This is a genomic window from Psychrobacter sp. FME5 (genome assembly GCF_014861375.1).
Classification (GTDB): domain Bacteria; phylum Pseudomonadota; class Gammaproteobacteria; order Pseudomonadales; family Moraxellaceae; genus Psychrobacter.
This window is the reverse complement of sequence record NZ_RRYX01000262.1, coordinates 1-605: the sequence shown is the minus strand read 5'-3', so window position 1 is coordinate 605 and position 605 is coordinate 1. Positions and strand designations below refer to the sequence as shown.

1 protein-coding gene is annotated in these 605 nt (G+C 38.8%); it reads right to left on the bottom strand.

Annotated features, from left to right (window positions below; genetic code table 11):
* Positions 1–277: helix-turn-helix domain-containing protein (locus EI161_RS14610; protein WP_192528923.1), on the bottom strand; the 277-nt coding region annotated here is incomplete at its 3' end.
* Between the last annotated feature and the right edge of the window lie 328 nt (positions 278–605).

Here is a 605-nt window from a genome sequence, read left to right as displayed (position 1 = left end):
CTATTTGTTCAGGACTCCAGCTGTCTTTTAGCTTATCTGTGACCCAATCCCATACGTCAGCGATGATGCTGGGCGCATTGTTTGACCGTCTGTCACAAGCCTTGTTATTAGCATTCTTTGCTCGGTAACCGCGCAGGCCTTTATTACGCCTAAGCTCTCTTGATATGGTGCTGGGACTTCTGTTTAACGCCCTCGCTATAAATTTAATACTATGTTTTGCCCCTTTAAGGGCATAAATCTGGTATCGTTCACCTAGGCTTAGATGTGTATAGTTCATGGTTGCAATCTCACTTTGGTCGGTGGATAAAAACTTTGATGCTAGCGCATCTAGGTCTTTTTTTCACCTCACATTTGGTATTGCACTTCATGTGTTAATCTAAGAATTAATAAAAACGGCTAAATCAAAAACGACGATAGACTACTGAGAGTAGGGATTATCTGAGGATAGTGATATGATGCTGTCTTGAATATAAAAACAGCGTAGACATTGATTGCTCAATTTTTATTATCACTTTTATTATCCTAGCAGATATAAAATAAGTAGCAATCACTAGGGCGTGTCATCAATTAGCATAGATATTTCAGAATAAGCTATACTTAGATCG